This window comes from Agrobacterium sp. 22-221-1 (genome assembly GCF_053522445.1).
On the sequence record NZ_JBNWCL010000005.1, the window covers coordinates 164,835 to 188,628 of the forward strand.

General features: G+C 60.0%; 23 protein-coding genes and 1 tRNA gene. 14 read left to right on the forward strand and 10 right to left on the reverse strand.

Annotation, left to right across the window (positions count from 1 at the left end):
* Positions 1-26: 26 nt before the first annotated feature.
* Together ACQZ5N_RS09845 and ACQZ5N_RS09850 are read right to left on the reverse strand one after the other, a co-directional pair.
* Entirely contained in the window at positions 27-1,058 is a 1,032-nt protein-coding gene (locus tag ACQZ5N_RS09845) for an endonuclease/exonuclease/phosphatase family protein (RefSeq protein ID WP_448732795.1), read from the reverse strand.
* Between the two features lie 108 nt (positions 1,059-1,166).
* Positions 1,167-1,619, reverse strand: a complete 453-nt coding sequence (locus ACQZ5N_RS09850) for an RbsD/FucU family protein (protein ID WP_003522400.1) — start codon at positions 1,617-1,619, stop codon at positions 1,167-1,169.
* Positions 1,620-1,892: 273 nt separating this feature from the next.
* On the opposite strand from ACQZ5N_RS09850, the gene ACQZ5N_RS09855 reads away from it, so the two are divergent.
* From ACQZ5N_RS09855 to ACQZ5N_RS09875, 5 genes are all read left to right on the forward strand, one after another.
* Positions 1,893-3,137 carry an aminotransferase-like domain-containing protein gene (locus ACQZ5N_RS09855; RefSeq protein WP_448732796.1) on the forward strand — a complete coding sequence of 415 codons (1,245 nt, stop codon included), beginning with the start codon at positions 1,893-1,895 and terminating at the stop codon, positions 3,135-3,137.
* 330 nt (positions 3,138-3,467) lie between these two features.
* Positions 3,468-4,451 carry an ABC transporter substrate-binding protein gene (locus ACQZ5N_RS09860; protein WP_035223972.1) on the forward strand — a complete coding sequence of 328 codons (984 nt, stop codon included), beginning with the start codon at positions 3,468-3,470 and terminating at the stop codon, positions 4,449-4,451.
* Positions 4,452-4,460: 9 nt separating this feature from the next.
* Positions 4,461-6,155, forward strand: coding sequence for an ABC transporter permease (locus ACQZ5N_RS09865; protein ID WP_448732797.1), 1,695 nt, complete (start codon positions 4,461-4,463; stop codon positions 6,153-6,155).
* Positions 6,143-7,171, forward strand: a complete 1,029-nt coding sequence (locus tag ACQZ5N_RS09870) for an ABC transporter ATP-binding protein (RefSeq protein WP_448732798.1) — start codon at positions 6,143-6,145, stop codon at positions 7,169-7,171. Before ACQZ5N_RS09865 ends, ACQZ5N_RS09870 begins: the two co-directional genes overlap by 13 nt.
* A 215-nt stretch (positions 7,172-7,386) precedes the next feature.
* Positions 7,387-8,496 (forward strand): endonuclease/exonuclease/phosphatase family protein, encoded by a 1,110-nt coding sequence (locus ACQZ5N_RS09875; protein ID WP_003522405.1) that lies wholly within the window; start codon positions 7,387-7,389, stop codon positions 8,494-8,496.
* 30 nt (positions 8,497-8,526) lie between these two features.
* On the opposite strand, the gene ACQZ5N_RS09880 is transcribed toward ACQZ5N_RS09875, so the two are convergent.
* On the reverse strand, positions 8,527-10,266 hold the full coding sequence (locus ACQZ5N_RS09880) for a GGDEF domain-containing protein (RefSeq protein ID WP_448732799.1): 1,740 nt from the start codon (positions 10,264-10,266) through the stop codon (positions 8,527-8,529).
* Positions 10,267-10,479: 213 nt separating this feature from the next.
* On the opposite strand from ACQZ5N_RS09880, the gene ACQZ5N_RS09885 reads away from it, so the two are divergent.
* A tRNA-Thr gene (locus ACQZ5N_RS09885) sits at positions 10,480-10,555 on the forward strand.
* Positions 10,556-10,819: 264 nt separating this feature from the next.
* Positions 10,820-11,389 carry a hypothetical protein gene (locus ACQZ5N_RS09890; RefSeq protein ID WP_003522434.1) on the forward strand — a complete coding sequence of 190 codons (570 nt, stop codon included), beginning with the start codon at positions 10,820-10,822 and terminating at the stop codon, positions 11,387-11,389.
* 89 nt (positions 11,390-11,478) lie between these two features.
* Here the strand turns inward: ACQZ5N_RS09890 and ACQZ5N_RS09895 are convergent, their stop codons facing one another.
* On the reverse strand, positions 11,479-11,832 hold the full coding sequence (locus tag ACQZ5N_RS09895) for a nuclear transport factor 2 family protein (RefSeq protein WP_003522435.1): 354 nt from the start codon (positions 11,830-11,832) through the stop codon (positions 11,479-11,481).
* 396 nt (positions 11,833-12,228) lie between these two features.
* Between ACQZ5N_RS09895 and ACQZ5N_RS09900 the strand changes: the two genes are divergently transcribed.
* A complete protein-coding gene (locus ACQZ5N_RS09900) occupies positions 12,229-12,831 on the forward strand; it encodes a J domain-containing protein (RefSeq protein WP_003522436.1) in 603 nt (200 codons plus the stop codon).
* Between the two features lie 8 nt (positions 12,832-12,839).
* On the opposite strand, the gene ACQZ5N_RS09905 is transcribed toward ACQZ5N_RS09900, so the two are convergent.
* Positions 12,840-13,448 carry a DUF922 domain-containing Zn-dependent protease gene (locus ACQZ5N_RS09905; protein ID WP_448732800.1) on the reverse strand — a complete coding sequence of 203 codons (609 nt, stop codon included), beginning with the start codon at positions 13,446-13,448 and terminating at the stop codon, positions 12,840-12,842.
* Between the two features lie 159 nt (positions 13,449-13,607).
* Complete coding sequence (locus tag ACQZ5N_RS09910; protein WP_003522438.1) at positions 13,608-14,063, reverse strand: PRC-barrel domain-containing protein; 456 nt, start codon at positions 14,061-14,063, stop codon at positions 13,608-13,610.
* Between the two features lie 141 nt (positions 14,064-14,204).
* Here ACQZ5N_RS09910 and ACQZ5N_RS09915 point away from each other — a divergent pair, with 141 nt between their 5' ends.
* A complete protein-coding gene (locus ACQZ5N_RS09915) occupies positions 14,205-14,630 on the forward strand; it encodes a DUF1801 domain-containing protein (protein WP_448732868.1) in 426 nt (141 codons plus the stop codon).
* 37 nt (positions 14,631-14,667) lie between these two features.
* Here the strand turns inward: ACQZ5N_RS09915 and ACQZ5N_RS09920 are convergent, their stop codons facing one another.
* Positions 14,668-15,636 (reverse strand): alpha/beta hydrolase, encoded by a 969-nt coding sequence (locus tag ACQZ5N_RS09920; protein WP_448732801.1) that lies wholly within the window; start codon positions 15,634-15,636, stop codon positions 14,668-14,670.
* Between the two features lie 208 nt (positions 15,637-15,844).
* Here ACQZ5N_RS09920 and ACQZ5N_RS09925 point away from each other — a divergent pair, with 208 nt between their 5' ends.
* A complete protein-coding gene (locus ACQZ5N_RS09925) occupies positions 15,845-16,411 on the forward strand; it encodes a hypothetical protein (protein ID WP_448732802.1) in 567 nt (188 codons plus the stop codon).
* A gap of 130 nt (positions 16,412-16,541) precedes the next feature.
* On the opposite strand, the gene uvrB is transcribed toward ACQZ5N_RS09925, so the two are convergent.
* Positions 16,542-19,508, reverse strand: a complete 2,967-nt coding sequence (uvrB, locus tag ACQZ5N_RS09930; RefSeq protein WP_035263396.1) for an excinuclease ABC subunit UvrB — start codon at positions 19,506-19,508, stop codon at positions 16,542-16,544.
* Between the two features lie 268 nt (positions 19,509-19,776).
* On the opposite strand from uvrB, the gene ACQZ5N_RS09935 reads away from it, so the two are divergent.
* Both ACQZ5N_RS09935 and ACQZ5N_RS09940 read left to right on the forward strand, forming a co-directional pair.
* The gene (locus ACQZ5N_RS09935; RefSeq protein WP_059759571.1) at positions 19,777-20,130 is read left to right on the forward strand and encodes a DMT family protein; all 354 of its coding nucleotides are present in this window, start codon (positions 19,777-19,779) and stop codon (positions 20,128-20,130) included.
* Positions 20,131-20,240: 110 nt separating this feature from the next.
* Entirely contained in the window at positions 20,241-20,663 is a 423-nt protein-coding gene (locus ACQZ5N_RS09940; RefSeq protein WP_448732869.1) for an N-acetyltransferase family protein, read from the forward strand.
* A gap of 17 nt (positions 20,664-20,680) precedes the next feature.
* Here the strand turns inward: ACQZ5N_RS09940 and ACQZ5N_RS09945 are convergent, their stop codons facing one another.
* Entirely contained in the window at positions 20,681-21,064 is a 384-nt protein-coding gene (locus ACQZ5N_RS09945) for a winged helix-turn-helix transcriptional regulator (protein WP_059759567.1), read from the reverse strand.
* A gap of 153 nt (positions 21,065-21,217) precedes the next feature.
* Between ACQZ5N_RS09945 and ACQZ5N_RS09950 the strand changes: the two genes are divergently transcribed.
* A complete protein-coding gene (locus ACQZ5N_RS09950; RefSeq protein WP_448732803.1) occupies positions 21,218-21,829 on the forward strand; it encodes an NAD(P)-dependent oxidoreductase in 612 nt (203 codons plus the stop codon).
* Between the two features lie 12 nt (positions 21,830-21,841).
* Complete coding sequence (locus tag ACQZ5N_RS09955) at positions 21,842-22,318, forward strand: nuclear transport factor 2 family protein (RefSeq protein ID WP_448732804.1); 477 nt, start codon at positions 21,842-21,844, stop codon at positions 22,316-22,318.
* Positions 22,319-22,385: 67 nt separating this feature from the next.
* Here ACQZ5N_RS09955 and ACQZ5N_RS09960 read toward each other — a convergent pair whose 3' ends face one another.
* The gene (locus ACQZ5N_RS09960) at positions 22,386-23,750 is read right to left on the reverse strand and encodes a PepSY-associated TM helix domain-containing protein (protein WP_448732805.1); all 1,365 of its coding nucleotides are present in this window, start codon (positions 23,748-23,750) and stop codon (positions 22,386-22,388) included.
* Between the last annotated feature and the right edge of the window lie 44 nt (positions 23,751-23,794).

The following is a 23,794-nucleotide window of genomic DNA, read 5'->3' on the forward strand; positions in this document are numbered from 1 at the left end:
CCGGCCTTTTTGTTTTCGATGTGCTGTCACACGATGGCCTCTTCTTCTTCGATAACCACCGAAACAGGGAAGTGATCGGAGAACCCACCGAGATTGACGTTTTTGACCGCATCGCCCTTCGACAGGCCGAAGCGGATCGGCCCCTCATTCTTGCTGTGGCTGACCATGGCGGCAATGGCTTCGATTTTTGCTGTCTCCTCGCGCGCCTTGAAGCCGCTGCTACCGGTTAGAAGCGATCGGGAAACGAGGATTTGATCGAAGATATTGGCATCGCCGTTGAAATAGAGCGTGCCGTAGATCGTTCTTGCCGTGCCGACGGAATCGACCACCGGCTGGCGCAGGTAATTCCAGGTGAGATTGTAGAACATGGCCGATTGCGAGTTTTCGACATCGTCCCGCTCGCGGGTGGAATTGGCGTGGTAGCGCAGCGAGGCATCGGAAGGATCGTCGTTGAAGTCGCCGAAGGCGATGACAGCGATGTCGTTTCCTTTTTCTTCCCTAATGCGCTGATGCCAATAGCCTAGCGTCTCACCGGCCGTCATGCGAAAACCGGCGCTTTCCACCGCGCCGCCAGAGCGGGACGGCCAGTGATTGGAGAGCGCGATAAGCTGGCGGCGGCCCTTGGTGATGAAGGTGCATTGGGTAATGTCGCGCGTGCCGGTGCGGCGCATCACGAAATGGCTGAAAATCTCGTTTTCGTTAATCAGCAGCTTTTTGCTGTCGTAGATGAAGGCGGTATCGATGCCGCGCTGGTCCTTGCTGGAATCGGCATGTACGACACGATAAGAACGCGCGGGCATGAGGTCGTTCAGATGTTCCGCCAGCGTCTCCAGAACGAAACGGTTCTCGACTTCGCACACACCGAGCAGATCCGGTCCCGCGCCGCCGATCTGGCTTATGATCAGACCGAGCTGCTTGACCTTGGTTTTGAACAGGTCCTCGGTCCAGCCTTTCAGATCGTTCTTCAGCCGTTCGGCAATCCACGGCTCGCGCGCCGGATAACCCTCCGGCGCAAACAGGTTTTCGACATTCCAGAACGCCAGGACATATTGGGTCATGATCCGCACACCTCCGGTTGGTTTTTCAAGCCTAGTGGAAGTTTTTGCCATAACAACTTGAAATTGTCATGAGGGTGGGCGGCCGGCGCAATTTTCCCGTTCTTGGCCTTACTTCGCCGGCGGGATGACACCCTTCGTCAGAAGGAAGCAGCCATAAAACCGGGTTTCGCCCGTGGTGATGACGCAATAGGCTTTTTTTGCCTGTTCGTAGAAGGCGAAGCGCTCGATGCCATACATGGGAGCGGATTTTCCTTCCGCCGCGTCGATTTCCTTCTGCACTTCCACCTGTACCGGCTCCAGTTGATCCGGGGCGCCCATCACTTCCATGCGGCCGACGGAAGGCTGCAGCGGCGTGTCGAGCGGCAGGACGGAGAGGATCGCCTTCATGGCGCGGGCTGCGGAGACGTTGTCGATATGCAGCACCTTGCCGACGGTCGTGTGGCGGGCAACGGAATCGGAGGGGAAGTTGGTGTCGGAGATCACCAGCGTATCGCCGTGACCCATGGCGCGCAGCGCGTGCAGGACATCGGCATTCAGCGCCGGGTCGATATTTTTCAGCATGTCGTCAAACTCCCATGATGCTTTCGCCGTGTTACGGCGCGCGCGCAATCCAGCCGGAAAACCTTGCTGCGTCAATCGCAAAGGTGTGATTGTGAAGCTTTGCGCAAGGGTGTATTTGGCTTTGTCCGCAAAATCGGGTCTCAAGGCAGGTCGGTTGCGGGCAAGGTGCAGGGAGGCAGAAATAATTCGAAAAACTGATAAGTCAGTATTGCTGACGTATCGACATTTCTGTAAAGATGCACGCATAAAAACGACACAAGAGGAAACGTACCCATGCTCAATTGGGAACAAATTTTCGCCACGCGCTCTTCGCGCATGAAAGCGTCCGAAATCCGTGAGTTGCTGAAGCTGCTCGAGCAGCCCGATATCATCTCCTTTGCCGGCGGTATTCCGGACCCGGCTCTTTTTCCCGCAGAGGAGTTCCAGCAGGCTTATGCGGAAATTTTTTCGGGTTCGCAGGTCAACTCGGCGCTGCAATATTCGGTGAGCGAAGGTTACAAGCCTCTGCGCGAATGGCTGGCGGGCGAAATGGCAGAGATCGGCATCGACTGCACCGCCGACAATGTCTTCATCGTTTCCGGTTCGCAGCAGGGTCTCGATTATCTCGGCAAGCTGTTCCTGTCGCCGAAGGATACGGCGCTGGTGACGTGGCCGACCTATCTCGGCGCACTTTCCGCTTTCAACGCCTATGAGCCGAATTACGACCAGCTCAATCCGGGCGGTAACCGCACGCCGGAGGCCTACCGCGAAACCGCCGCCAAGCATGGCGGTGCGGTGAAGTTCGCCTATCTCTCGGCCGATTTCTCCAACCCGACCGGCGAGACCGTCGATCTGGCCGGCCGCGAAAAGGTTCTGGCGCTGGCTGACGAGCTCGATATCGCCGTCATCGAAGACGCTGCTTACCAGTCACTGCGTTACGATGGCGAGGCTGTTCCGCCGATCATGGCGCTCGACATCGCCCGCTCGGGCGGCATCGAGAACACCCGTACCATCTATTGCGGCAGCTTTTCGAAGACGCTCGCACCGGGCCTTCGCGTCGGTTACATCGTCGCTTCCGCGCCTGTTATCCGCAAGCTGGTGCTGATGAAGCAGGCCGCCGACCTGCATTCCTCCACCATCAACCAGATCGCCATCGAACGTGTCGCCTCGCGCGGCTTCGACAAGCAGGTCGCCAAGATCAAGGCCGCTTACAGCGCCCGTCGCGACGCGATGCTGGCTGCGCTCGACAAATATATGCCGAAGGGTACGCGCTGGACGAAGCCGGAAGGTGGCATGTTCATCTGGGTGACGTTGCCTGAGGGCATGGATGGCGCGGCACTGCTGGCGAAATCCATCGCCACGGAAAAGGTCGCTTTCGTTCCCGGCCGGGCATTCTTCGCGGATGGCTCGGGTACGAACACGCTGCGCATCAGCTTCTCCTGCGCCAATGAGGCGATGATCGAGGAAGGCATGAAGCGGCTTGGCCGATTGATCGCGACGGCGCAGGCGGAAACGGGCGAGGCGCTGCCGGCGATTTGAGGGCGGCGGTTCTCGGGAGTGACGGAGGTTGTGGCTTCACCCCCCTCTGTCCTGCCGGACATCTCCCCCTCAAGGGGGGAGATCGACCTGTGGCAAGGTCTCGCCCATCTCAACGCTCACGAATGAAGTGGTGGTAACGCCTCTTGCCGATCTCCCCCCTTGAGGGGGAGATGCCCGGCAGGGCAGAGGGGGGTGAGCCGCAAGCGCCAAGGGGCACTGTTCCCCTCAATCTCGACGATCCCAACAGATCACACCCAAAAATCCTGCCTGTCACATACATGTTATGCAATCATGTTTTAGCGGTCCCACCAAACAACAGGGACTGGACCCATGAAAACGCTGCTCTCCGCTTTCACCGCCATCGTGTCGCTCGGCTTCATCGCCACCGCTGCCAATGCCGCCGATCTGGTGCTTTACACCAGCCAGCCCAACGAGGACGCGCAGGCGACCGTTGATGGTTTCAAGGCCGCCAATCCCGGTCTCGAGGTTGAATGGGTACGTGACGGAACGCCGAAGATCATGGCGAAGCTGATGGCTGAGATCAATGCCGGCAATCCGGTTGCCGACGTGCTTTTGATCGCCGATACCGTGACGCTGGAGCGCATGAAGCAGGCTGGCCAGCTTCTCGCCCATAAGTCTGCGGAAGCGAAGAATATCGACGCCTCGCTCTACGATGCGGACGGCTTCTATTATTCCACCAAGCTCATCACGACAGGCATCATGTACAACACTGCCGCCGCGATGAAGCCGACGAGCTGGAAGGATCTGGCCAAGGCAGAAGCCAAGGGTCTGGTGACCATGCCGAGCCCGCTGACCTCGGGTGCGGCGCTGATCCATGCGCAGACGCTTGCCGCCGTTAAGGATCTCGGCTGGGATTACTACAAGCAGCTGAAGGCCAATGAAGCCATTGCCGGCGGTGGCAACGGCGCGGTTCTGAAGTCCGTCGCTTCGGGCGAAAAGGCCTATGGCGTCGTCGTCGACTACATGCCGATCCGCGAAAAGGCCAAGGGCGCGCCGGTTGAGTTCGTCTTCCCGGAAGAGGGCGTTTCGGCCGTCACCGAGCCGGTCGCGATCATCAAGGGCACCAAGCATGAGGAAGCGGCGAAGAAGTTCGTCGATTACGTGCTGTCCGAAAAGGGCCAGCAGGGCTTCGTCAAGCTCGGTTACATCCCGGTTCGTGCCGATGCCGGCATGCCGGAAGGTTTCCCGGCCCGCGACAAGATCAAGGTTCTGCCGCTCAACGCTGCCGATGCGCTGAAGAATTCCGAACAGGACCTGAAGACCTTCTCCGATATTTTCGGCTCCAAGGGCTGATAAAGCGGAATGACCCGTTCCAATGCCTATGGAAGCAGCCAGCCGCGCTGGCTGTTTCCTTTTGTGGTCAGCGTTGTTTTTGCGCTCAGCGCCCTGCCGCTCGGGCGGCTCGCCTATACCGGCATCATATCGTCACTTAACGGTGACATATGGCGACTTCTCGCCGATCCCGCCCTTTGGGATGCGGCGCTGAACACGCTCTCCACATCGTTTTTCGGTATGCTGATTTCGCTCGGCATCGGCGGCGCTTTCGCACTGGCGCTGACGCTTTGCGACATCCGCGGCAAGTCGATCTTGAGCTTCCTGTTCATGCTGCCGATGATGATCCCGCCGCAGGTGACGGCGCTGTCGTGGATCGGCATGACAGGCCCGTCGAGCACGCTGTTGAAGGCCATCGGCCTTGCGCCGCCGATGGGATCGCCGCAGCCGCTTTATTCCATTGCGGGTATCGCGCTTCTGCTCGGCGTGCAGCATGCGCCGCTCGTCTATCTGTCGCTGCGGGCCGGTCTGCTGGCCTTGCCGCAGGATGGCATCGAGGCAGCCAAGCTCTCCGGCGCTTCGCCGCGTCGCGTGCTGTTCGATATCATCCTGCCGCTGTCGACGCCGGGATTGATCGCCGGGGCGGCGATTTCCTTCGTGTCCAGTGTCGGCAATTTCGGCATTCCGGCGATCCTCGGCATTCCCGCCTCGATCTTCACCCTGCCGACGCTGATCTACAGCCGTTTTGCCAGTTTCGGCACCAGCACCTTCGGCGATATCGCCATTCTCTCCACCATGATCGCCATCATCTCGGTCGCCGGGCTTGCGCTTCAGGAACGGGCGATGAAGGGCAGGGACTATCGCATCATCGGCCTTTCCGGCAAAGCGGCGACCTTCCGGCTTGGGCTGTGGCGGGTGGCGGCGGAGCTTGCCCTGTGGTTCGTGCTGTTCTTTATGCTGGTGGCGCCGCTGACGGCGCTGGTGGCAAGCTCGCTCGCGCCTGCCTATGGCGTGCCGCTCAGCATCAAGACGGCGACGCTGCATGCCTATGAGGAATTGCTTTACCGCCAGAGCGTGACCCGTACCGCCTTCCGCAACTCGTTGTTTCTGGCGACGGCCACCTCACTTTGCCTGCTGGCGGTGACGGTGCTGACGGCCTATTTTCTGGTGCGCGGCAAGAGCCGCTTCATGTTCCTGCTTTCGGCGCTGGTGGATATTCCCTATGCGCTGCCGGGGGTGGTGATTTCCGTCTCCTTCGTGCTGCTTTTCGCCGCTCCCATCCCGCTTGTCGGCATCACGCTTTACGGCACGATCTGGATCATTCTGCTCGCCTATTTCTCCTCCTTCTTCGCCGTCAGCCTCAAGCCCATGGTCAGCGCCTTCCTGCAATTCGATCCGTCGCTGGAAGAGGCGGCAAGGCTCTCCGGCGCCGGTTTCTGGCGGCGGCTGAAGGATATCATCCTGCCGCTGGTCGGACCTGCGGCGGGGGCATCGGTCATCCTTGTTTTCCTGATCGCCTGCAACGAGCTGACGGTTTCGGCGCTGCTGTGGTCCGCCGGCACCCAGACGCTCGGTGTGCTCATTTACAATCTCGATGACAGCGGCAGCTTCGATCTTGCCTCGGCACTTTCGGTGCTTGTCGTCATCATGGTGATTTTCCTCATGGCTCTGCTGGAAATTCTGGGGCGCTATCTGCCGAAAGGAGTGGTCCCTTGGCGAAACTGATCCTCAACCGCCTGTCGAAAAGTTTCGGTGCCGATTCGAAACCAGCCGTCGACGATGTTTCGCTCACCGTGCGTGACGGCGGTTTTCTCGCTCTGCTCGGGCCTTCCGGCTGCGGCAAGACGACGGTTCTGCGCATGATCGCCGGTTTCGAACAGCCGACCGACGGTTCCATCCTGCTCGGCGAGCGGGTGCTGGCCGATGCCGGCAGCATGGTGCCGCCGGAGCGGCGCAATATGGCGATGGTGTTCCAGTCCTATGCACTGTGGCCGCATATGTCGGTTGCCGACAATGCCGGTTATCCCTTGAAGGTGCGCGGCATTTCGGGTGAGAAATATCGCGACAAGGTGCGCCAGGCGCTGGCCGCCGTCCGCCTCGAGAGCTTCGCCGATCGCCGTCCCGCTGAATTGTCCGGTGGCCAGCGGCAGCGCGTGGCGCTCGCCCGCTGCCTCGTTACCGAGCCTGACGTGGTGCTGCTCGACGAGCCGCTCGCCAATCTCGACCGGCATTTGCGGCAGGAGATGGAGGAGACGTTCCGCGAGTTCCACATCCGCTCGGGCGCGACGATGATCTATGTCACCCACGATCAGGCGGAAGCCATGGCGCTGGCAACCGATGTCGCCGTGATGTCGCAGGGCAAGCTGTTGCAGGTCGCGCCACCGGCGGCGCTTTATGCGCGGCCCGAAGGCAGGCTGGTCGGCTCGCTGGTGGGGCAGGGGGCGATCCTGACCTTGCCGGTGCCGGAAGGGATTTCGCGGGAGCTCGACTGGACGGGGCTTCGGGCAGGGATGGAGAGCGGCAGGCGATTGCCGCAGGCGGATGTTCTCGTGCGGCCGCAGGATGTGGTGCGGGATGCGGAGGGCATCGCCTGCACCGTCACCTCGGTTCTTTATGAGGGCGAGCGTTATGCCCTGCGTCTCGACCTGCCGGATGGGCAGGCGCTGAGGGCCTATTCGCGCGAAGCGGTGGCAGTCGGAGACCGTCTGCCGGTGGCCATTCGCGCGGCGTGGCGGCTTTAGTGCGATAAGTGTACTTCCCTCATCCCTGTGCTTGTCACAGGGATCCAGCCGACGCGCGTCTGCGCGGCGAAAAGAGTCCTTTTAGCCCAAGGACTTGGGCTGACTGGATTCCTGTGACAAGCACAGGAATGAGGGAGGATGAAGGACGTGGCCCTAGCTACTGGCGAGGCGGCGCGACACCAGCTAAGCTTTCCCCGCAGCAATAGGATTGATTCATGTCGCTTCGGCTTGCCACCTTCAATATCGAAAATCTCCTCACCCGTTTCGATTTCACCGGCTTTCGCAACCAGACGCGGCGCGACAGGGCGATCCAGCTTTTCGATATCAGGGACGAGGCGACCTATCAGGCGCTGGAAAGCGCGCGGATGGTGTCTTCCACCGACGATACGCGCCAGCTTTCGGCGCTGGCCATCGCCGATGCGGATGCCGATATTCTCTGCCTGCAGGAAGTGGACAACATGGCCGCGCTGCAGGCCTTCGAATATGGCTATCTCTATCGCATGGTCGGCAATGGCTACCTGCAGAAATATCTGGTCGAGGGCAATGACAGTCGCGGCATCGATGTCGCCGTCGTCATGCGCGAGGAGACGCGGGACGGCGACAGGATCGAGGTGGTCGATATCAAGAGCCATGCGGCGCTGACCTATCGCAATCTCGATCTCTTCAATCCCGCGCTTGCCGCCACAAACCAGATCGACGACAAGATTTTCAAACGCGATTGCCTGGAAATCGATTTGAGGATCGGCGGCAAGCCGCTGACGCTTTACGTCACGCATTTCAAATCCATGACCAATGCCCGCGATGCGGTCGACGCCCGCATCGCCACCATGCCGATCCGCGAGGCGGAGGCCATGGCTGTGCGCCGTATCATTGAAAACCGCTGGGGTGTGGGCAATACCCGCAACAAGAATTTCGCGATCTGCGGCGATCTGAATGATTATCAGGAGCGTGTCGCAATTTCCGGCGACAGGCGCAGCGGCTACAGCTTCACGCCCGTCGAAGAGGAGCGCAGCGCGCTCGATATCCTCTCGGCCGATGGTTTCGTGGTCAATCCGATGATGCGCCGTGACGTCATGGATCGCTGGACGCTTTACCACTCACGCGGGCCGCAGGAACAGCATCTGTGCCAGCTCGACTATATCTGGCTGTCCCCGCGTCTGGCGGAGACGAACGCCACGCATGTTCCCGAAATCATTCGCAATGGACAGCCTTTCCGGACGATATTCCCGCCGGGGCAGGAGGTCGAACGTTATCCCCGCACCGGCTGGGATCGTCCGAAGGCTTCCGATCATTGCCCCGTGGTCATGACGCTGGATTTGATCTAGTCGAGGCGAAGTCCGCCGCCGGCGATGTTCTTAGCCGTTCGCGACCTTTGGGAAATAGGTTGCCCAGACCCGGTTGCGGCCCGCACGCTTGGCTTCGTAAAGCCGGTCGTCGGCGATGGCGATCAACTCGTCCCAGCTCTTGATCGCGCGCGCTTCCTGCCAGACCACGCCGAAACTTGCCGTCAGCGACAGGCTGCTTTGCTCGTCGATGGTCTGGGCTTCGATCAGGCGGCGAAGGCGGTCGGCCGTGGCCGTCGCCGTGGCGTGGCTGACATCCTGCAACACAACGACGAATTCCTCCCCGCCATATCGGGCAAGAATGTCGTCCTTGCGCAATGCGCTGCGCAACAGGCCCGCGGTCTTCTGAAGCGCGATGTCACCCATGGCATGGCCGTAACGGTCATTGATCGATTTGAAATGGTCGATATCGACAATCATCACGCCGAGCGACTGACATTGCTCCTCGCCCGTCAATATGGAGCGAACCGCCTTTTCGAGTGCGCGGCGGTTGAAGACGCCCGTCAGCGCATCGGTTTCGGAAAGGGTGCGGAGCTGTTCGGCCAGCGCACGCTGCTGGTTCTCCATTTCGCCCTTCTGGCGAAGCTGTTCGCGCAGGAAATCCAGTTCCTCGAACATCTTCTTCACTTCCGGAGCAACCCTGTCCTCATGATTGCTCTCGGAAAGATCGCCGCCGGCGATGGCGGCGATCTGCGCCTGGACGGATTGCATGGGCCGGAACAGTGCGGTTTTGTAAACGGATGTCAACCGCAACAGAACCAGAACCGCGATGCCGGCGAGAAAGAGCGAGGTTCCGCCATAGATCAGGGCCTCCTGCTTTTTCTTTTCGATCCGCGCGCGCGTTTCGGACAGAATAAGATCGCGCAGGGTGTCGGACGACCGCATGCCGTCGATATAGTTCCTGGAGAATTCAAGCGCGCTTGGCTGGGCGGATGGCACGGCCATTACGATCGTGTTCTGCGCGTAACGCAAAGCCTGGCCAAAATAATAGGTTTCGAGATCGCGCAATGCCTCGTCCAGTTGCGGCGTCGAGAGATAAGCGGCGGTATAATTGATCAGCGATGCCCTTAGTGACAGCAGGCTCTGCATTTCGGTATCGAATTTGGTGCGATAACCGAGCTTTTCCTGCCTGTTCGCCTTGAGACTCATGATCACATAGGAACCGAGGCGGCCGATCCGGTCCCGCATCACGCCCGCCGTGCCCGTCAGTGCGATGTCAATCGCCACGTCAGGCGTCACCTTGATGATGGCGCGTGCGGCCCTGCCGCGCAGCAGATTGACGCTGTCCGCCGCCTTGAACATCGATGAAATCGCGTTGGACATTGCGCCGTGGTTGCGCGCATCGGGAGGGAGCGCGGCAACCTGATCGACCAGCTCTCGCGATTGCTCGAGCTTCTGGCGGGTTTCAGCAAGTGACTTCGCCAGTTCAGGCTGTGTCCTGATATCGTCGGCGAAGGATTTCTCCAGCTCTGACAGCTTGTTGTCCGTTGCCTTGCGCGCGGCGGCAAGCCCTTCGGCCAGCCTGGCATCCGGCACGGATGCGCCCATCAGATTATTGGCGGGGCCTCGTTCGGCCGACACCAGCCATGCGGACTGGAGAGCGGTTTCAAAGCGGGTGAGCTGCGCGGCATTGGTGCGATAACGCAGAAAATTGTAGACGCTGGGCAGCGCGGCAAGGGTTGCCAGCAGGATGGAGCTTACGGCGATGATGATCGTGCCCGTCAGCTGGATTTTCTGTATGCTCGCGCGCATATGATGCGTTGTTCTCACTGGAATGGTTATGTTTCATCGCCATTCTAGTGGTGCTGCGTAAACACTTCGCTTATTTTCCGGGCCTTTTGCTACAATTGCGATCATGCGGACAGCCCGGCCGGCCACGGTGTGGAAAAGCGGTCTGTGGATGCCGCGGCGTTAGTTTTTGCTTTACACCAAGTCAGAATCTGATAGTTGGCAAGGCACTGGCTTGCCCTTGTAGCTCAGTTGGTAGAGCACCTGATTTGTAATCAGGGGGTCGCGGGTTCGAACCCTGCCGGGGGCACCAGTAAAATCAATCGCTTAATCTTGAAATCTATTCGGTTGAATGCACCGGGTGGCGCTTTGCGTCTGCCGCTGCCGATGGTTGAGCCCTGATAAAATTGGAATTCCCTGCTTCGGCCTGCCAGCCCGGGAGACTCTCGCGTCGGGAAGCCGGTTTAGCCGACTAGAAGGCGAGATCGGGAAGGGCGGGGCATCCGTCAGAGTTGTAAAGCCCGAAGGTTTAAGCATATTGTTCGGCGGATAAGTTGAGCAACAGCGGGCGCTTTCAATGGATGCATATGGTCATTTGCGGATATTGGTAAGCCTCATCCTCGGCCTGGCCATTACCAGGGTGTTGTCCGGTCTTTCCAGAAGGCTGCAGGAGCCGCAGAAAACCGACCGCATGCACGCGCAGATCGTCTGGTCGATTGTCCTGCTTCTTGGAGCTGTGCATTTCTGGTGGTGGGAGTTTGCCCTGCGGCTCATCCACAACTGGAATTTCTGGATCTACATTTTCGTTCTGGTCTATACGTCGCTGTTCTTTTTGATGTCGACGCTGCTTTATCCCGATCACATTCAGGAACTGTCCGAACGGGAAAGTTTTTTCGTGCGCAGGCGACATGCGTTCTTTGCCCTGTTTGCGGCCTCGTTCGTCTTCGATCTGGTGGACACCTACATCAAGGGCAGGGAACACTTCGAACAGCTCGGGCCATGGTACCTGGCAAGGATAGTCGGCGGTCTGCTTATCGCGATTGTGGCGATGAGAACCGATAGCAGCCGCAAAATTATGTGGCTCGGTGTTATCTGGCTCTTCTTTAACGCGCTCTGGATAACGGCGATCTACAGCGACCTGTTCTAGCTCCTCAGCGGCAAAATAACCGGATCGCGAGCCGAGGCTGCGAGTGGAACGCGCAAGCGCACAATGCGGGGTGGCGGTTTCGATGAGGCCTACGGCTTTATGTGATAGAGCTTGTGCACGATTGACCAGTTGCCGTCGCGTTCCAGCAGGGAGAGATATTCGTAAAAATCCATACCGTCGAAACGGGTCGTCAGCTTCACCGAGGCGCTGTCGCCTTCCTTGTCGATGCCCATGATTTCAAAAGCGGGATCGTGATCGGGGAGGCCGCGTTCGCTTTTGCGCATCTGGTCGACAAAGTCCTCCAGGGACAGCCATTCGATCTCGCCTTCGAAGGTTCCGACGATGCTGGCGCGCGGGTCGAAAACGTCACGCATCAGGCTCTCATCCGCATAGGCCATGGCATGGACATAGTCCGTGACGGTCTGGGTAATCGTTTGCGGCATCGGATCATCCTCCCTTCTAATCCAAAGGCCAAGCTTACACCCGTTGACGTCTTTCCACCATAACCCCCTGAAAACGCGCCGGTTACGCTTCTCCCCTTGGTGTTTTCCGGCCGGTTGCGGCAGGCGCGGTGCGGAACCGTGCGACATGTTTTGCCGCCGCTTTCCACAATTTTGTCCCGCCTGTCATTATAGTCGCCTTGGGTCCGACAAATTTCGGCATCAAGGGCTTTTTCGCCCGCTCCGATGCGGCGCGCCGCGAGGCTTTGTGTGGGCTTTGCCGGTTTAACCGCCGGGGCGGGGTGCCGCGCCGGGCGGAATTGGCCTATGATCCGCCCGCGTGCCAGACGGGAGCGGTGTTGGGCATGCGGGTAACAGTTTGCGTTTGAAGGTGTTTTTGTGATTGATCCCTATGTTTTGCTTGGCGTGGAGCGCGATGCCGACGAGGCGGCGATCAAGTCGGCCTACCGTAAGGTGGCCAAGGCCGCGCATCCCGATAGCGGCGGCGATGCCGAGCAATTCGCGCGCCTGCAGACGGCCTATGAGCTGCTGAAGGATCCGGTGCGCCGTAAGGTATTCGACGATACCGGCTACGATCCGCAGCTTGCCGACGCCAAGGACCTCAAGGGCCTGCTGATGCTGGAAACGCTGGTGAATGAATTCATTCTGGACGAGCGCGAACCCGGTAGTTTCGACCCCGTGGCCGCCATGCGCCGCAAGCTGACCGACGATATTCTGAAAAGCCGTTTCCATATTCTCGAGCTGGAACGGCACCGCACCCGGGTTCGCAAACATATGGACCGTCTCGGCCGCAAGCCGGAAACCGATGTGCTGAGTTCCATGCTGCGCGCCCGCAGCCAGTCCATCGCCGAAGCCATCCGTAATGCCGAAGCCCAGATCGAGGCGATCGAACAGGCCTATACGATGCTCGAAGGTTATTCCTACGAGCTCGAAAGCGTGACCTTGGCCGAGCCTTTGCTGAAAGGCGAGGCGGCGGAATAGGCGGCCGTTCAGGGGCCGTTGACGAGGGCGAGGATGAGCTGATGCACCCGCCCGCCGGGGGAAAGCTCGTCCCGGTCGAAATCGCGGCCGCGCTGGCGCTGCTCGTTGGAAAGCTCACCCAGACGCTGTTGCAGAACGGCGCGCACCTTCTGGCATTTGGCATCGTTCTCCGCCCTTAGCCCTATGCTGAAGGCTTCGATCTTTTTCACCATGTCGAGAATATGGTCACCATGGACGCGTTCATGGGTTTCCACGCCGGAAATGAAGGTCCTCCAGCTGGCGGCGACGGCGGACGGCAGATTGGCCGGCGCTTTCGGCCAGGTGTAGATGATGGTTAGATTGGGCCTTGCGGTGGCCAGCACGCAGGCGCCATCCGGCTGCGGACGGTAATCCCGCCGCCATGTCAGCTTGAAGGTGGTGTGGGCAATGGCCTGCACGCCGGCGGTCGGGCCGCGTTCGCCAATCGATTGATAAAGCGCACCGCCCGTATTGCCGCTGATGGCATAGGTTTTTATCTGCTCGGCCGGTTTCCAGTCGGCCGCCTGCGCTGACAGCGGCAGGGCGCCGAGCGCGATGGCGGTGCTGATGGCAAAGGAAAAGAGGCTATTGGCGGGCACACAGCGATCCTTGGTGATTTGCGCGCCGAAGATAGGCGAGAGGCGCGCCGTCAGGCAAGGGCCCTCCGGCGGGGAGCGTCGGGTTTTCCGATAGGTCGCCACATATGAAAACCCCCGCGACAGGGCGCGGGGGGACAAGCTTGCGGACTGCAGGGGTAATCAGTCGTCCAGCTTGTCGTAATCGAGCTTCGGGGCGTTCTGAAGCGCTTCCTTGGTGGTGTCGACATAGGCCTTCCAGGTGCCGTTGTCGTTGTGGACCGCGACGGAAGCCGGGTCGAGCACCACATAGCTCTTGTCGATGCCGAGGAAGCCGCCGACGCTGGCCACAAGGCCGATCACCGACTTGCCGTCGCCGATGACGACATCCTCGATTTCGCCGATGTTTTCGTTCTGCGCGTTATAGATGTCCATGCCATCGAGCTGGGAGGCGGTGAGATCGGTCTTCTGGACATTAACGAACTTCAGCGGGCCGCTGGCCTTGGTGCCCATGGTAATGCCGGGGCCGGACAAAGTGGCGTCCGCGCCGGCAGCAGGAGCAGTAGTGGCCGTCTGGGCAAAAGCCACGGAAGAGGAGAGCGCTGCTGCCGCAGCGAGAGCGATGACCTTGATTTTCATGATGTTTCTTCCCTTTGTATGCTGAACGTTGCGTTCGGGGAGGAAACGACGGGAGGCGGATTTGGTTCCTCATGGGAGGACAGGAAAATTTCGTCTATGCTGAAAAAAGGAACAGGCGTGCGTCGAAATCGGGAGGATGCCATGGCGAAAAACACGGTGGGGAAAGATGCGAAGGAGACCGCACCATCGGACTTCATCGACCGGAAGATCGCGGAGCTCTGCGACTGGCGCGGTGAGACGCTCGCGCATATTCGCGCGGTGATCAGGAAGGCCGATCCGGAGGTGGTTGAAGAGGTGAAATGGCGCGGCGTGCCGGTCTGGTCTCATGCGGGCATCCTCTGCACCGGCGAGACCTACAAAAGCGCGGTGAAGATGACATTTGCGAAGGGCGCCTCGCTGGAGGACCCGGCGGGGCTGTTCAATTCGAGCCTTGAGGGCAATATGCGGCGGGCGATTGATTTTCACGAGGGGGATGTGGTGGATGAAGAGGCGCTGGCGGCGCTGATCCGGGCGGCGGTGGCGTTGAATGTGACGGGAAAGAGCGGGAAAAAGCGGGCCGGAAAATAATAGGATCTATCCGGTGACGAGAAAGAGGCTCCACGCCTCAATCCTTGGCTTTGTCGGCAGCCTTGTCCCATTCCCTATCGATGAACTTCAGCGCGTCGATAATCGAGACCTTCCACACTGACCAGACGTGATCGCCATCGGTCACCCGCAGCTCGGATTTGCACTTGTCGGCTTGCAGCGTCTCATGCAGGGCGATGGCGCCGCGCCAGAGGAAGAAGCCGTCATCGTCGCCGACGGTCAGGTAGGTGGCGGGCAAATCCTGGCTTTCGGCGACATGCTGTGCCACGAGGGTGAAGACGTTCTTTTCGTTGAAGAGCCTCGCATCGAAAGGTGTGGCGAAGGCGCCGGAGAAATGGTCGCCGGTTGAAGGAAGCACGATGCCGCTGGTGACGGTGGTGCGGTCGACCCGGTGGAAAAAGGCGCTGTCCTGAATGAGCTTGAGTTCGGCAGGCGTCTTGTCGAGATCGGAGGCGGGGACATTCTGCCAGATGGCGCCCGACAGGCTAGCGACGGCGCCATAGAGGTCTTCATGGCCATAGGCGAGATGCAGGGCGCCGAAACCACCCATGGAGAGGCCGGCGATGGCGCGGCCTTCCCGATCTTTCCGCACCGGCAGCGTTTTTTCGATCTGGTGGCGCAGATCGCCGGTCAGGGCGGTTTCGTAATCGCCTGGGCCGCCGACAGCGGCGGAATCCACATACCAGCTGTTTTTCACACCGGGCATGACGACAACCAGCGGGCGGATGGCGCCGGCAGCGATGAGCGTATCGAGCGTCTTTTCGATATTGCCGAGATCGCGCCAGCTGTTCTGGTCGCCATCATGGCCGTGCAGGAGGTAAAGCACCGGCCAGCCGTTTTCCGGCGGCGCGCCGTCCGGGCGATAGATGTTGACGGGGAGCGGCGCGTTCAGGGCGGGACTATGGAAGGTCGCATCCTCGATCTGTCCGGCAAAGGCCGGGGTGCAGGTGACGAGAAGGCAGAACGTCGCCAGATTTTTTCGATACATGCGGTCGCTCCCTGCTGCCATTTCCAGAACATATCAACGTGCGCGCGCACTGGGCGTTCCGGAACCCATAATGTTGCGGCAATGTCGCCCGCGCAAGTTTGCGCGCGATGCAACGGCTTCGGAAAACCCGATCCGGCGGCCCTTCCGCATCGCTGCAGTTTTTCAGGTTTTGATCATGATAAAATTGACTTTATCGCATTTCACACGATTGCTTATTTTGCTCCTGCTTCTTTCCGGCTGCATGACAGTGCCGATTTCCAGCATTCCCAAGCTCATGCGGCTCGATTTTCTGACAATGAATTTCGAGCATGTGCGGGTGGGGCTGCAGCTTCCTTCCTATCTTTCGTTGCGCTCCGGCGATGCCGTGATGATCGCCCGGAGCCGGACAGATGGGTTGGAAGGCGAGACCGCCTATACCTATACGCTGGTAGAGGATACGAATGCCGCCGCCCTTGCAGGGTTCCGGCCGGAAAAACGGGCGGGAACAGCCGCGACCGTGTGGCGGATTAAGCCTGAGGATGTTGCCGGGCTCGCGGAACTACAGGAGCGGGTGCGCCGTTCCCGCATTCAGGGACCGCGTATCAGGGGTAGTACGGAGATCAAGATATTGAAGGCCTGCCTCACGGGCGCGTTTCCCGCCGGTCCGATCTATTCCTCGACCTATATCAAGCCCGCGGAAAACGAAGATTATATTCCCGCGTCGATAGATAACGATCTGGTCAAGCTATTCGGACCGACCGAGATCAGGTCGCTAATCAGGCAATGCGAGAACTGACGGCGATTGCCGAGTGTCTGGATGCCTTGTCCCGTTTCAGGTTTCCATACGGCCTCCCGAAACTTCTCATATGGAGCAGCGGGTACATTAACCCGCTGTCCCCGTCAGGTCGACCTCGTGCCTTCGCGCATCACCGCCCCGGCCGGCCCGTCTTGCCCTTGGTTCGGCTCTTGCGTTTCTGCTCGCCGGCATCCTCATAGGAACCCGCGCCGATCTTGCCGCGCACCAGCGGTCGGGGATCGTCCGTCGCGCGCTCCGGCTGGCCTTCCAGCAACGGTGAGAACCGTTTGCCGGGCTCGGTCTCGGGCTTGTCGGGCACCGCGCCGCGCACGGGTTTTTCGGTCCTACCCACCGTCATCTCGTCCAGCGTGTTCCTGCGGAACAGCGGTTTTCCCGCATCCGAGCCGGGGCCCATTTCATCCAGCGAGGGTTTGGCGAAGAGGGATTTGCCGCTTTCGTTCGCTGCGGCGCCCGCCTCCGTCCTGCCGGATGTCTCACCCTCCGGCGGGGAGATCGACAAGTGGCTGCGTCTGTTGTTTTTTCCGCCGCCTTCGATAGCGCGGGCCTCCTCCTTGGCCATCGGGTCGTCCATGGTGGCCAGTTCGGCGGCCTTGAGGCGTTTGATTTCGTCGCGCAGACGGGCGGCCTTTTCGAAGTCGAGATCGGCGGCGGCATCGCGCATGGATTTTTCCAGCGCGTTGAGATGGGCCTGCAGATTGTTGCCGACGAGGTGGCCGCCATCGGCGAAGCCCTTGCCGGAAACGCCAGAAATATCGGCCCTTACGTGATCGCGCTCATAAACAGAATCAAGAATATCGGAAATCTTCGCCTTGACCGATTCCGGCGTGATGCCGTGTTCGGCATTATAGGCCATCTGCTTTTCGCGGCGGCGGGAGGTTTCCTCCATCGCTCGCTTCATCGAGCCGGTGATGTTGTCGGCATAAAGGATGACCTTGCCGTCGACGTTACGGGCGGCGCGGCCGATGGTCTGGATCAGCGAGGTTTCTGAGCGCAGGAAACCTTCCTTGTCGGCATCGAGGATTGCGACGAAACCGCATTCGGGGATATCGAGGCCTTCGCGCAGAAGGTTGATACCGACAAGCACGTCGAAAGCGCCGAGGCGCAGGTCGCGGATGATCTCGATGCGCTCCAGCGTGTCGATATCCGAGTGCATGTAGCGCACGCGGACGCCCTGTTCATGCAGATATTCGGTCAGGTCCTCGGCCATGCGTTTGGTCAGCACGGTGCAGAGCGTGCGATAGCCCTTGGCGGCGGTTTCGCGGATTTCGCCGAGGACATCGTCCACCTGGCTGCGGGCGGAGCGCACTTCGACCGGCGGATCGATGAGGCCGGTCGGGCGGATGACCTGTTCGGCGAAGACGCCGCCGGACTGTTCCATCTCCCATGAGCCGGGGGTTGCCGAAACCGCCACGGTGAGCGGGCGCATCGCGTCCCATTCCTCGAAGCGCAGCGGCCGGTTGTCCATGCAGGAGGGCAGGCGGAAGCCGTATTCGGCCAGCGTCGCCTTGCGCCTGAAGTCGCCGCGATACATGCCGCCGATCTGGCTGACCGAGACGTGGCTTTCGTCGATGAAGAGCAGGGCATTATCAGGGATATATTCGAACAGGGTCGGCGGCGGTTCGCCGGGATTGCGGCCGGTGAGATAACGCGAATAGTTCTCGATGCCGGCACAGGAGCCGGTCGCCTCCAGCATTTCCACATCATAGCGGGTGCGCTGTTCCAACCGCTGGGCTTCCAGCAGGCGTCCGGCCTTTTCCAGCTCGGCGAGGCGGCCCTTCAATTCTTCCTTGATCGACTTGATCGCACCGTTCAGCGTCGGGCGCGGGGTGACATAGTGCGAATTGGCGTAAATCTTGACGGATTGCAGGTCGCCGGTCTTCTGGCCGCTCAACGGGTCGAATTCGGTGATGGAATCGATCTCGTCGCCGAACATCGAGATGCGCCAGGCGGCATCCTCAAGGTGGGCCGGGAAGATTTCGATGGTATCGCCGCGCACGCGGAACGAGCCGCGCTGGAAATCCATGTCGCGGCGTTTGTATTGCTGGGCCACGAGGTCGGCCAGAAGCTGGCGCTGGTCCAGCCGGTCGCCCACCTGCATCTGGAAGGTCATGGCCGTATAGGTCTCGACCGAACCGATACCGTAGATGCAGGAAACCGAGGCGACGATGATGCAGTCGTCGCGTTCCAGCAACGAGCGGGTGGCGGAGTGGCGCATCCGGTCGATCTGTTCGTTGATCGAGGATTCCTTCTCGATGAAGGTGTCGGAGCGCGGCACATAGGCTTCCGGCTGATAATAATCGTAGTAGGAGACGAAATATTCCACCGCATTGTCGGGGAAGAAGTTTTTGAACTCCGAATAGAGCTGCGCGGCCAGCGTCTTGTTAGGGGCGAGGATGACGGCCGGGCGCTGCGTCGCCTCGATCACCTTGGCCATGGTGAAGGTCTTGCCCGAGCCGGTGACGCCGAGCAGCACCTGGCTGCGTTCGCCGGAATTGATGCCTTCCACGAGGTCGTTGATGGCCGTCGGCTGGTCGCCGGCGGGCTGATAGTCCGAGGCCATGCGGATGGCGACGCCGCCTTCCGATTTCGGCGGGCGGGCCGGGCGGTGCGGCGTCCAAAGCTTGCCGTCCTTGAACAGCGGATTGCCGCTCTCGATCAGCTTCGACAGCGCGTCCACCGTGGCGGTGACGGCGCCCGGCGCGAGGTTGGCGGCATCCTCCAGCGATACGTCCATGCCGGCAACCGGATTGAGACCGGCGGCGGCGCGGGTTTTCGGATCGCTCGATGCGCCGATGGAAACGCCGCGTGCGGTCTTGGAGGCCGTGGTGTTCTTGGCCGTCTTCGGGGGGGCTTTCTGGGCCTCCTTGCGCGCCTCGATCTCGATCTTCTTGCGGTGCTTGCCTGCCTTCGAGGCGATTTCGCGCTGGGTTTCCACGGAGGAGGCCTCCGCTTCCGCCTCGAGCTGCTTCACCCAATCGGCGACGCTGCCGCTGAGCGGCGCGCCTTCAAAGGACGATTGCGGAGCTTCCTCGAAGCCCGAGGGCGAGGAGGTGGAGTTTTTCGGTGATCTGGCCATGGGCGAAATATGGAGGGAGTCACGCATAAAGGGAAGGGGATGCGGTGAAAAAATGAGTACAAAAAGGAAACGAAGCGTGCGGAACAAAATTCGGCCGGATGCGTTGCGTAGCGGCTGAAGACAGCTTTGTTCAAATCCGTAGGAAATCGATTCCGGTTTTCGGGCGGATGCGCTAGAGCAAATCCATACGGGTGGAATGAGGGTTCCCTTCTGACTGCCTCCTCCTGCCGCATTTCATGACATCCCTCCCTTTTTTCCAGGACCCATCATGCCGTTCTCAATCAGCCCTGCCCATATCTGGCCTGTCCTGATGCTTGTCGCCTCCAATGTTTTCATGACCTTCGCCTGGTACGGCCACCTCAAGCACAAGGGCAGCGCGCTCTTCCTGGCGATTGTCGCCAGCTGGGGCATCGCCTTCTTCGAATATGTGCTTGCCGTTCCCGCGAACCGCATCGGTTCTGAGGTCTATTCCACCGCGCAGCTCAAGACCATTCAGGAAGTCATCACGCTCGCGGTCTTCGCGCTGTTTTCGATCTTCTGGCTGAAGGAAAGCATTACCATCAATCACGTGATCGGTTTTGCGTTGATCGCTTTCGGTGCTTCCTTCATTTTCAGGTCCTGAAGACAAACGAAAAAGAGACCGGCGCCTTGCCGGCCCGGAGCCAATCGCAACGGATATGAGGTGATGTATCGATGAAAATACGGCCTGCGAAAGTTGACGATGCAACGGGAATGGCGGCGGTTCAGAACGAGATATTCTCGGCCGGCCTCCGAAAAGCGCCGACGGATGTCACGGCGGTGCTGGAGAATTACATCCAGCACGCCGACCGTATCGAATGCTCGGTCGCCGAGGACGACGACGGGCGTATTTTGGGCTTCCAGTCGCTGCGTTATGCGCGGACGGACAATCCCTATGGCGTGGCGGAAGGTTGGGGCATCATCGGCACCCATGTCAGCCCGCAGGCGGCGCGAAGAGGTGTGGGATCCGCCCTCTTCGCGGCAACGCGCAGCGCGGCGGAGGCGCGGGGCATTCAGAATATCGATGCCAGCATCGGTGCGGACAACATCCTCGGGCAAAGCTATTACGATGCCATGGGATTTACGACCTATCGCCAGCCGGAAGGGCTGGTCTGCAAGGTTTACCGGCTGGGTTAGACGCGGCCTGCTTCCGGTCAACCGCGACTGTCGTTTTCGGAATATTGCAGGCGGGCCTTGCAGATGCGAACGTGGTTCTCATCAGCCCATTGCACCAGCAATTGCATCGGCACCAGAAACGAGCGGCCGAGATTGGTCAGCTCATATTCCACGCGCGGCGGTACCTCGGCATAAAGCGTGCGGCGGATGAAGCCATCCTCTTCCAGCCGTTTCAGCGTGCGAGACAACATCTGCTTGGAAATATCGTCGATCCTGCGGTTCAGCTCGTTGAAGCGCAGTACGCCGCCCTGCAGGGCTTCCAGAACCAAAAGGCTCCATTGATCGCCGATGCGGTCCAGCACGTCGCGGATGGGGCAGGGCTGGTCGAAGGCAAAAACCTCTTTCGTCTGCGTATCCGCCATGTCCTTACCCCTTGCCCTTTTACCCTTGCAGGTCATCGCCATGTGACCAGATCAGCCGCCGCTGACTTCTTGCGGCTATGGCTGCGATACCATAGCTCTTCTTCGCGGTCTATAATTTAGACCGGTAACGATAGTGACAAGAGGAAAGAAGCCATGGCTAAAATCGCGCTCATCGGCGCTTCCGGCAATGCCGGGTCCCGTATTCTGAAGGAACTTTCCGACCGGGGACATCAGGTGACGGCAATCGCCCGCAATCCCGAAAAGATCGCCAGCCTGCCGAATGTGGTGGCAAAGAAGGGCGATGTTTTCGATCAGGCAGGACTTTCGGAACTGCTGAAGGGTCACGATGCCGTGATCAGCTCGGTGCATTTCACCGCCAGCGATCCGGCAACGCTGATCGAGGCCGTGCGCGCTTCCGGCGTTCAGCGCTATCTCGTTGTCGGCGGCGCCGGCAGCCTTGAAATCGCGCCGGGCCAGCGTGTGGTCGACCTGCCGGATTTCCCGGCCGCCTACAAGGCCGAAGCGACCAAGGGCGCGGAGTTTCTGGATATTCTGAAGCAGGAAAAGCAGCTCGACTGGACCTTCCTGTCGCCATCCGCCGAATTCGTGCCGGGCGAAAGAACGGGCAAATTCCGCGTCGGCAAGGATAATCTCCTCAGCAACGATGAGGGCAGCCGCATTTCCTTCGAAGATTATGCCATCGCGCTTGTCGATGAAATCGAGAAGCCGCAGCATTCCCGCCAGCGTTTCACCGTCGGTTATTGAGAGGTATCACCCATGAATTTCGTAACACGCCGTCTTGCCATCGCCGCTTTCGCCCTCGTGCCCGCCTTGATGGCGGCACCCGTTCTGGCGCAAACCGCAGCGCGGGACTTCGCTCAGGAAGAAGCGAACCGCAAACTGGTGATCGAGTTCTACGATACGGTCTTCAACAAGCATGATGTGGCGAAGGGCGCCGCCGTCCTTGTCGACAGCTACAAGCAGCACAACCCGATGGTGCCGGACGGCAAGGCGCCGTTCGTTAATTATTTTACCGGCTTCTTCAAGGAGAATCCGCAGTCGAAAGCGCGGATCGTGCGCAGCGCCACGGATGGCGATCTGGTCTATCTGCATATCCATTCGACGGAAAATGAAGGCGATCGCGGTAGGGCCATCGTCGATATCTTCCGTGTCACCGACGGCAAGATCACCGAGCACTGGGACGTGATCCAGGAGGTGCCGGAAAAGGCGGCGAACAATAATACGATGTTCTGAGGGCCGTCGCCGTCGCATTACCGATAGCAGGGAAACAGCCGGGATTTTCGCCCGGCTGTTTTCATTTTCATCTCGCGCGTTGTTTCTGGCGCGACTGTACGATCAGATCCAGCACCAGCATGGCCAGCAGGCTCGCACCCACCAGCGGGAAAATGATGCCGCCGATGGCGAGTATGGCGAGCAGACCGTGCAGGACGCGTTTTTCCTGCGGCAGGGGCGGCACGCCGAGCGACCCTTTCGGACGGCGTTTCCACCACATGATGCCGGCAGACACGGCAAGCAGCACAATGCCGATACAGGCTGCCAGAAGCACGATCTGGTTGGCAAGGCCATATTGCTGGCCCAGATGCACGTTGATGCCCCATTCCAGCGCCTTGCCGAGCGGGCCGTAATCGGCGTAGCTCATATCGATCAGCGGTTTGCCGCTATATTGATCGAGATGGACGACACGTTGCTGCGCCAGATCGTCTGGATAGACGGAGCCGCTATAAACGCCCGTCGGTTTTCCCGGCAGGGCGACAGCGTAACCGGCGGCAAGGCCGAGCGCGTCGAAACGTGTTATCGCCTCGTCGATCCCGATTGGCTGGCCTTCGGCGGAATGGGTGGATTCCGGGATTTTCGCCTGCTCCAGCGACCAGCTCGTCTTCGCCACGTGATCGAGATGTTCGCCCGACATCGGAACATCGGTGCGAATGCCCGCCGGATATCCGAAGTTACTGCCATTCGCCCATTCATTGACCTTCGCACCCCACACGCCCGACCAGGGCATGCCGGTGACCGCAAGGAAAACGATGAAAAAGCCGACGAAAATGCCGGTGACGGCATGGGTATCGCGCCAGAACACCCGCTTTTTCGGTGTGCCGCGCACGGTGACGACACCGCCGGTCTGTTTTCGCGGCCACCAGAGATAGATGCCGGTGGCGACAAGAAGGATGGACCAGCCGGCGGCGATCTCGATCAGATAGCGGGCATAGGTACCGAAATATTTCAGGCTGTGGAGATAGCGGATCGTCCACATGACGGTGCCGCGATCCGGCAGGGAGCCCGCAACCTCAGCAGTGTAGGGATTGACGTAGACGGCCCGCTTTCCATCCGCCGTATTGACGGTGATTTCCGTCGATGCGCCCGGATCGGCGGGGGTGGTATATTTGACGGCTGTGCCGGGAACGGCCACAAGCGCTGCACTCACGATCTCGGAAGGCAGCGCTTTCGGCGCATTTTGCACCACTTCGATCCGCTTCATATCCGAATGGATGAGATTATCGAACTCGTCCCGGAAGAGATAAAGCGCACCGGTGACGGCGAGCGATATCATGAAGGGCAGGACGAGCAGACCGGCGTAGAAATGCCAACGCCATACGGCGCGATAAAGATTTGCGGACGAGGAATGCGCAGGCGCACGCTCGCCCTCGAAAGAGGTCGTAACGGACATGAATGTCTCCGCAAGAGAATTGATTTTCCGGCAGGCCGGACAGT